At 38.6% G+C, this 8,814-nt stretch carries 7 protein-coding genes and 1 pseudogene; 4 read left to right on the top strand and 4 right to left on the bottom strand.

Translation table 11 applies throughout. From position 1 onward, the window contains the following. The 4 genes and pseudogenes from B4K26_RS07310 to B4K26_RS12880 form a co-directional block, all read left to right on the top strand. The coding region (locus B4K26_RS07310; RefSeq protein WP_296244503.1) for a tyrosine-type recombinase/integrase at positions 1-2,383 on the top strand (2,383 nt) is incomplete at its 5' end. Positions 2,384-2,983: 600 nt separating this feature from the next. Next, on the top strand, positions 2,984-3,808 hold the full coding sequence (locus B4K26_RS07305; RefSeq protein ID WP_296244501.1) for a GIY-YIG nuclease family protein: 825 nt from the start codon (positions 2,984-2,986) through the stop codon (positions 3,806-3,808). A gap of 364 nt (positions 3,809-4,172) precedes the next feature. Further along, positions 4,173-4,388, top strand: a pseudogene (locus B4K26_RS07300) (IS5/IS1182 family transposase); the annotation flags it as partial. Further along, positions 4,297-4,686: a transposase gene (locus B4K26_RS12880; RefSeq protein ID WP_414708033.1), complete on the top strand. Its 390-nt coding sequence runs from the start codon at positions 4,297-4,299 to the stop codon at positions 4,684-4,686. The pseudogene B4K26_RS07300 and the gene B4K26_RS12880, both read left to right, overlap by 92 nt. Positions 4,687-5,488: 802 nt before the next feature. On the opposite strand, the gene B4K26_RS07295 is transcribed toward B4K26_RS12880, so the two are convergent. The 4 genes from B4K26_RS07295 to pqqC are packed head-to-tail and all read right to left on the bottom strand — an operon-like array spanning position 5,489 to position 8,802. Continuing rightward, positions 5,489-6,556, bottom strand: a complete 1,068-nt coding sequence (locus B4K26_RS07295) for a dipeptidase (protein WP_296244499.1) — start codon at positions 6,554-6,556, stop codon at positions 5,489-5,491. 16 nt (positions 6,557-6,572) lie between these two features. Continuing rightward, positions 6,573-7,754, bottom strand: a complete 1,182-nt coding sequence (gene pqqE, locus B4K26_RS07290) for a pyrroloquinoline quinone biosynthesis protein PqqE (RefSeq protein WP_296244498.1) — start codon at positions 7,752-7,754, stop codon at positions 6,573-6,575. Further along, positions 7,751-8,047 (bottom strand): pyrroloquinoline quinone biosynthesis peptide chaperone PqqD, encoded by a 297-nt coding sequence (pqqD, locus tag B4K26_RS07285; protein ID WP_296244495.1) that lies wholly within the window; start codon positions 8,045-8,047, stop codon positions 7,751-7,753. Before pqqD ends, pqqE begins: the two co-directional genes overlap by 4 nt. Beyond that, entirely contained in the window at positions 8,044-8,802 is a 759-nt protein-coding gene (gene pqqC / locus B4K26_RS07280) for a pyrroloquinoline-quinone synthase PqqC (protein ID WP_296244512.1), read from the bottom strand. The genes pqqD and pqqC overlap by 4 nt, the downstream gene beginning before the upstream one ends. Between the last annotated feature and the right edge of the window lie 12 nt (positions 8,803-8,814).

The following is an 8,814-nucleotide window of genomic DNA, read 5'->3' as shown; positions in this document are numbered from 1 at the left end:
CGGTTTCTTCAGCATAGCTCAAACTTCCCAGTTTAGGACAAGCACGGATATTGAAAGGTTACTAAAGAGCTATCTAAATAAGGTTTTGCAAGTACCTAAAAACAAGATCCCTTCTCTATCATGGTTGCTAAATTATGCAAGTTATCACTGGGAAATGATGCCCAATGTTTTTGTTGATCAGGCCTTAATTGGAGTTGCACAAGGCAAGCGTAAAACCACAGGTCTACTCACAGATGATTTTTCCACCTTAATAAATAAAGAGTATAAAACCAACAAACCATCTTTATCAGTCGGTGTGCCTCTATCCAAAGTCAGTAAAAATACCGTAAGGTATTCTGAGTTGGCCGAAGTCCGTAAGATAGATATCGTTAAACGTATCTATAAAGAATTAGACAGTCATTACAACACTCGTCAGCAAAAAGAAAAAATCAAAGACAACGAGTATGATATCAACCACTCTTTAACCAATATGTTAAATGAAGAGCGTGACATTGCTGAAAAGATTTTAATTCAGTTTGTGCTGTCTAGATGTAACGCAAAGCCACGCCCTAAAAAAGAGACCATTCAGGGCTATTTAAGTTCGGTAGCTTATGAATGGCTTTATTTCCTATTAGGACAGCCTTTAAATACTTACAGTAGTGAGGACTTTGAAGAATGCTACGAAGAGATTTTAGAGCATAAAGCTGTCTATCGTAATAACAAAGACATTCAATACTCAGCAAAGTTGCTGCAGCGTTTACATGACATAGGGGTTAAGCACTATCATTTCCCTAAAGTAAGTATTAAAGAAGCTCAAACACAAAGAGTAGTACGTAGCGAGTGGATTTCACCAATAGAGTATCAAGCAATCCTGTTAAACATACCAAAAGTTATTGATCCTCTCGAAGCAGATATGTACAAACTATTATTTGTTTTAGCATACCGTACAGGTATGCGGAAAAAGGAATTGCTTGGATTGAGATATGCAGATATTGAAGGATTTGCGCTTGGTGAACCGTCATTAGTAGTTCGTCCAAATATCTACCGCAGTACAAAAACTCAAGGTAGTATCCGCCGAGTAGCAGCCTTTTCATTACTATCTGATGAGGAACTGAATTTTTTTAATCGATACGTACAACTGAATGAGCTGAACAAAACAGATTATATATTTAGCCCCTCATTTGACAAATACCCAATTGATGACGCAGAACCTCTTGTCGTACTGAGAAGAATATTGAGCTTATTCGAAGAATCGAAGGATCATACATTTCATGCATTTAGGCATACAGCAATTACCAATTTTTCTCTTATTTTGAATGCTGACAATCAACTTGCGAAAACATTGACTGGTTATAGGGCTCAACATATTGCAAAGATAAAAACTGGGCTGTTAGGAGTTAATCACGATGCTCAAGATAAATGGTATGCAATTTCAGGATTAGTCGGACATATATCTCCTAATCGTAGCTTTGAGTATTACATTCATTCGGCAATGCTCATGACTACATACGCTATTGCCAATACAGAAATGCAATTAGATTACGCTATCTTTAAAAATATTACTGGTATTAGTAAAGATAGACTCAAGTCGAATAGTGTCTCAATTATCAATGATAAGATATCCATCTCCGATACTCGCAAATTGGCAAAGAAACTGACCTTAAATCAAAGTCGAGATATTCCAGTAAGCCTTACTATTGATACTGCTAATCGGTTCAAGGAAAGTGATGTATTCACTACTAATATGGCAGACGATAGGGTTCACCGCTATGGCGTTAATCAACTTATCAAATTCTTACAGCTGCTAGAGGAAAGCAGCGATATCAGACTATCGTCAAACCATTCATTTATAAAGTTTGAAGATGGGCAAGTATTCGCTAAACGCGCTGAGCAAATAACCCGGATTACTACTAGCCAGGGAAAATGTCGCTTCATTGAAACAACGGATCAACGACAACCAAAAAGTATGAAAAGTAGAGAAAATTATGAGCTTCTACCCTTCATACTAAAATCAGTTTGGATTTTACGTGATCAACGACATGCGGACTACCTATGGTTTCTACAGATAGTTAGACAAAAAATCACGATTGATAATGCCTATCTTTCATTTCCAGTAAAAGATATAGAGGATTTTCTAAGGTTTGCACAGATTAGCGTGAGACTTTTAACTGCACAGTCGTGGATGATTTCAGGTAATAAAGATATAAAAGCTACTGTCCATGATATCTATGGAATTACTGATGAAAAATCAGAGACCTCAAAAATCATATTTAAACCTTCCAACTCTACCACTATCAGATTTGGCATTTGTATTACTGACGATCAAACATCAAATGGCAAAGCTTTTTCTGGCTTGCTGAGGTTTTTAGTACATCTTTTTATGATAATAGATGATGAGATCTGATAAACATTGCATTAAAAAATACGGTAGGTATACAGCCATATAATACTCAGTTAGACCGGAATAGGTTTGTATAACCGTTATATACTAAAAATATTTCGAGACAATTAAGGAAAGAAACGACAGGTAAAAAATCAAAGGCTCATTGCTTTTGAGGGGGGATACTAGACCTCTTACAAAAGTACCGTTTTATTGACCTTCGTTAACGGAGTATCAAGGGCTAGCAATGACTTATGCAAGAGATTTATTAATTGATAAAGGCTTCTGAGAGTTGGCTTTGATTCCATGGCGGTCTCGGTGGGATTGGTTTCATTTTTATACGCTCTGGTTATATTTTTTATACGACAACAGTTGACGTCTATAGATCAATTCGTATTGCAAGCCTAATTAGTCTCATGTATTTTAAACTACCAGTAAGTACATATTTAAATCTATAGTCAGTTAAAAATAAAACTGTTATATAAACTTAAATGCGCTACTAGTATAAATTTTACTTGCGTGCTGCCTTCCTAAGGGCTGCGCAACCTACGTTGAAAAACAGTATCCCAGTAGCGCTATGTTCTTTTTAGAGTGCATCGACTGTACAAAAAGCAAGGAATAGCTATGAAAAATAGTTTTTTATACATTTTAGTATATAGCAATTTAAAAGTAGTTAAAATTGGTAAAGCAAACAATATATCAAAAAGAATTAATGTTTTGAAAAGTTCTTGGGGTGAACCTGATCTTGACAAATCATATACCCTTGAATTATGTGAAAGTAAAGTTTATAAAATAGAGAAAGCTATGCATGCTTTATTTATTGATCATCAAGTTCTATATGATGATGGCGATGGTAAAACAGAACTTTTCAATTTAGACATTTTGCCTAAGGTTATTGACATCCTTAACTACTATACAAATTTTTTAACAGATGAAAGCACACTAAAACTCGGAATTGACCCAATTGTTTTTGATAGCATTAAAAAAATAAATAACAAAGATCGAGAAGTTAGTAATTTTGAAAAAAGCCAGAGACAGTTAATTACTACATTAGAGCAAATACATTTCAAATTAGAGAAAATAATGAGGATTATATCTATTCTATTGAAACTTAGATACCAAATAGAATACAAATATCATATAGAAGATAATTTTATGATATTATCTATAATCAACGAAAGGCTAGCAAAAAACATAGATTTTGCAAAAACCTCTGACTTATTCGGTATTAGTTATGGTAGTTTTGATGAAAAATATACAGGAGGAATCCAGTTTTTGAGCTCAATGAGGTCTTCAGCGTTTAATGAACACAATATGTTAACTTTTAAAGTTTGTATTAATGATCTAGAGCTTTCTAGCGATGCTGCATACTTTTTATCGAAACTTAAACCAATCCTGCTTTCATTACCTGAACGTTCACCTGCATTAGATATAGTCAATCCAACTTAAAGTTGTATAGCCAGTTGAAAATAAAACTGTTATATAAACTTAAACGCGCTACTGGTATAAGTTTTACTTGCGTGCGGCGTTCTCAGTGGCTATGCAACCTACGTTTAAAAACAGCATCCCAGTAGCGCTATGCTCTTTTTAGAGTGCATCGACTATAATAGATATGAACATAGACAAGCTACTCAAACAAAATGACGCTGATTTTAAACGCTACACAGGCATTCATAAAACCACATTTTATGACATGTTTGAGGCCATGCAAGAGAAGGAGGCTCAGAAGACCAAGTCAGGCAGACCCAGTGCACTGAGTCTTAAGGAGCAGATACTACTAGCCCTGACTTATTGGCTTTAATACCGCACGCTTTATCATATCAGTATGGACTTTGGTATTAATGAATCTTCAGCTAGCCGTATCATTCGTAAAGTAGAAGATGTTCTGATTGACTATGGCAAGTTTGAATTGCCCAAAAAGCTGCCTAGTCGCATCGATGAGGATATCAATTGGAGCGTCGTCATCGTTGATGCGACCGAAACTCCAATTGAGCGTCCAAAAAAACCAAATAGACCACTACAGCGGTAAGAAAAAACAACACACCTTAAAAGTGCAGGTAATCGTCCATTGGCAAACCGGTTTGATGCTTGATATGCAAATACCCAAAGGGTCAATCCACGATTTTAAACTCTATAAAGATACTTATCCTGACTGGTTGCTTTGTGACGCATCGCTATTGGCCGATAGTGGTTATCAGGGGTTAACACAGCTACATAACCAAACTTTCACGCCATTTAAGAAGCCTCGTGGTGGTCAGTTGTTAGACATATGCAAACAGGCTAATCACTATCTGGCAAAGTTCAGTATTATGGTTGAGCACAAATAGGCTTAATCAAAAAATAGGATTAATCAAGTTGTTCAAAATCGTGGCTCATAAATATCGCAACCGTCGTCAGCGCTATGATCTTATAATGAAGCTGTTTGCTGGCATCGTTAATTTCGAGCTTAACCTATGACTTTTGCAAGAGGTCTACTAATCAAGTCAACAGATATAACTAATTATTACAGTGAAATTCGCTTACTCCCCGAGTAGGGGTAAGTGGTCAAAAGACCCTAATATTAGGGTGACCATATTCAGACTAAAAAATACATTTACCTAATCCGCTCTTAAAGCTATAATTTATAAAAATCTTGAAGCCCATATATATCAATATATACAGGTCAATGTAGAATAACACATTTCAATGAAAATCGATCAGTCAACCTTGCCAAGGTTGGGGTCGAGAGTTCGAATCTCTTTTCCCGCTCCAAATACTTAAAAAGCCTCACTTAACAGTGAGGCTTTTTTTTGTCCGATTTTTAAGGGTTTTAGAAGATATTTCGAAATATCTTTTTGAATATAGTTAAGCCTAGCTACTCAAACAAAAATTCCATTTTCATGGCGGTGCCCATTTGGTGCCCAAACCGTGCCCTGCCCTGCCCTAAAACCTCAAATACATAACTGACTACAACTTAACTATTTTTGAACCCAACCTCAATTCAGCAAAAAACGTGTTTTTTAGAGGCCTAAATTTGCTGAAATGCATTTTAGTTTTATAACATCCAAAATTGAGGATTTAATTAACTTTTATATAACCTCAAAGTCACGATGGCAGCATACTTTCAGAGCATCATCATTGTATAAACTATCATTTCCATATTTTATTCAAAACATTCAGCCAATTTTCTAAAGTAATTTTTTTAATGAGTTGATCGGTGAAGTTTCGTTGTTGCATACGCTCAACCAGCCTATAGACTTGACTAACATCAGATAAATCATCAGGTAATAGACAACCATCAAAATCAGATCCAAAACCTACGTGCTCTTCGCCCAAATGGTCAACGAGATAATCAAGATGATCGACAATCACATCGAGTGATGTTTGGGTATTACGTTGCCCATCAGCACGCAGAAAGGCCACATCAAAATTCACCCCAACGAGACCACGGTTTTGTTTAATGGCGTCCAATTGGGAATCGGTCAAGTTTCTTGCTTGCGGGCATAAAGCATGAGCATTGGAATGGGTCGCAACAATGGGCTGATCAATAATCTCTAACGTATCCCAAAAAGCACGTTCATTCATATGTGAGACATCAATCAACATCTGCTTTTCACTGCACCTCAGAATAAGATCTTTCCCTTGTTTCGTAAGGCCCGATCCTGTATCTGGAGAATGTGGAAAGGGTGCGTTTAAGCCATCCCCAAAAATACTTTTTCTATTCCAGAGTGGACCGATACTTCTAAGTCCGGCGTCATAAAAAATATCTAATAAGCCAGGCTCAATAGCGACAGCTTCTGCGCCTTCTAAATGTAGAACAATGGCTAATTGTTGATTGCGCTGACAGGCTTGAATTTGAGATAAGGAAGTACAAATTTGTATTTGTCCTTCAGATCGATTTTGTAACTGCTCGGCAAGCTTTAATTGAGCACAGCAAATATCGACAATTTGCTGAGGATCAAAGTCGGAATCTGAATTCAAATTTAGGCCTAGGGCCTTTGATAACTTTTCAGGATGGTTGTTTTTAACATAAGCGAATGGCGGCAAAAAAATAGAAAACAATCCCCCCATCCACCCCGCTTGTCGGCAACGCTGTAAATCTAAATGTCCCGGAAGCGCGCCATGAATAAAATCATGCACGGGATCATCGGACGCACTTAGCCAAAGTCGAGTCAATAAATCATTATGTCCATCAAAGATGACAGGCTGAGTATTCATTATTAATCCATCATTGTTAATCTGTTAGGGTACGCGTGGGAATCATCTGATTCTGACCCAATGAGCTTTCATTTAAGAGCTTTTCATTCAATCGTTTAGAATTCTTTGGATTTCTAAATAACAAATCTTCAAAGGGTACGGGCGTTTCACTGTTTGCACGAGCCTCCTCGATCAGATAATGGTAAGGCGATTTACCACATACCGGATCTGCATTTTTGGCATTCCCCGTCAGCATAAACGCCTGGCAGCGACAGCCGCCATAATCGCGATCCTTTTCTGGGCAGCTTTGACACATATCAGGCATCCAATCATCACCGCGAAACTGATTAAAGCTTGCCGACTCATACCAGATATCTGAAAGTGGTGTTTCTCGTACATTAGGGAACTGTATTGGCATTTGTCTGGCAGCATGGCATGGCAGAGCAGTGCCATCGGGTGCGACAGTTAAGAAAATCTTACCCCAACCATCCATACAGGCTTTTGGGCGCTCTTCATAATAATCAGGAACCACAAAGATAAGCTTACATTTGATATTTTGCTCTTCAATCTTCCGACGATACTCATTAGTGATGCGTTCGGCCCTTACCAACTGCTCTTTTGTCGGTAATAAACCTCGCATATTCTCAAATGCCCAACCATAAAACTGGCAAATAGCAAGCTCAACGGTATCTGCTTCAAGCTCTAAACACAGCTCAATAATCTGATCAATCTGATCGATGTTTTGCCGATGAATGACAAAATTAAGCACCATCGGATAATCGTACTGCTTGACCAAACGTGACATCTCATACTTTTGCTCAAAAGCATGTTTTGAACCCGCCAAGGCATTGTTAATCGTAGGATCGCTCGCTTGGAAACTAATTTGAATATGATCCAAGCCAGCCTCTTTTAATCGAGCAATACGAGATTCATTCAATCCCATTCCTGATGTGATTAAATTGGTATAAAAGCCTTGATTGTGTGCATAAGCGACCAGTTCTTCCAAGTCTTGACGAACCAGAGGTTCACCGCCAGAAAACCCAAGTTGTACGGCGCCCATTTGCCGCGCCTGATCAAAAACATGAAACCATTCTTGCGTCGTTAGCTCCTGATTATACTGAGCATAATCAACAGGATTAGAACAATAAGGGCATTGTAATGGGCAACGATAGGTCAGCTCAGCAAGGAGCCAAAGCGGAAGCCCGACTGCATCGGTCATAATAAATCAATCCAATGTTCACGCTGCGCCACCAGCATATATTCAATAATATCTTGCTCGATTTCAGGGACATCACCAAACATGGCTTGTACTTTTTTGATAATGTCAGCGGTTGAGGCTTGCCCATCAATATGTTGAGCAATGATGCTAGCACTCTCATTTAATGTAATCATACCTTCAGGGTAGAGCAAGACATAAGCATCCTGTGCTGGCTCAAACTGAAACCGATAACCGTGGCGCCATACGGGTACGAGAGATAAATCCAGCTCAGGTAAATTAACAGGGATACTCATTTGAACAATCCTTTATGCCAAACCTTATCGGAGGTGACACTTTGGTAAGGCGCTTGATTATGGACATACGCCAAGCTCAAGGCATCCAAGATGGTCCACAAAATATCGAGTTTAAATTGCAGTATCTCTAGCATACGCTCTTGTTGCTCAACCGTTTTAAAGGAGTCTAGCGTGATGGTTAAACCATGCTCAACATCGCGGCGAGCTTGACTTAAACGCGAGCGAAAATAGGTATACCCTCGCTCTTTGATCCAAGGATAATGCTTTGGCCAGGACTCTAAGCGCGACTGATGGATCTGCGGTGCAAACAGCTCAGTAAGTGAGCTACTGGCCGCTTCCGTCCAAGACGCTCGCCGTGCAAAATTCACATAAGCATCAACGGCAAAACGGACGCCTGGCAATACAAGCTCTTCAGAAATCACTTGCTCACGCGTTAGACCAACCGCTTCTGCCAAGCCCAACCATGCCTCACGGCCACCGCCATCAGGATACACACCATCTTGGTCAATCATGCGCTGAATCCATTCTTGACGCACACGGTGATCTGGACAATTAGCCATAATGGCAGCATCTTTTAACGGAATATTGATTTGGTAGTAAAATCGATTCGCTACCCAAGCTTGGATTTGCTGCTGGGTTGCGCGCCCTTCATGCATCATAATATGAAAAGGATGGTAAATATGATAATACTGACCTTTATCCATAATCGCTTGTTCAAACGCTTTTGGGTTAAGCGCTATTTTTTCTTCTTGCATCGTCTTCATCTT

Source organism: Psychrobacter sp. UBA6766 (genome assembly GCF_002453355.1).
Taxonomy (GTDB): Bacteria; Pseudomonadota; Gammaproteobacteria; order Pseudomonadales; family Moraxellaceae; genus Psychrobacter.
Note: the sequence above shows the minus strand (reverse complement) of the source record. Positions and strands in the feature narration are given on the sequence as shown.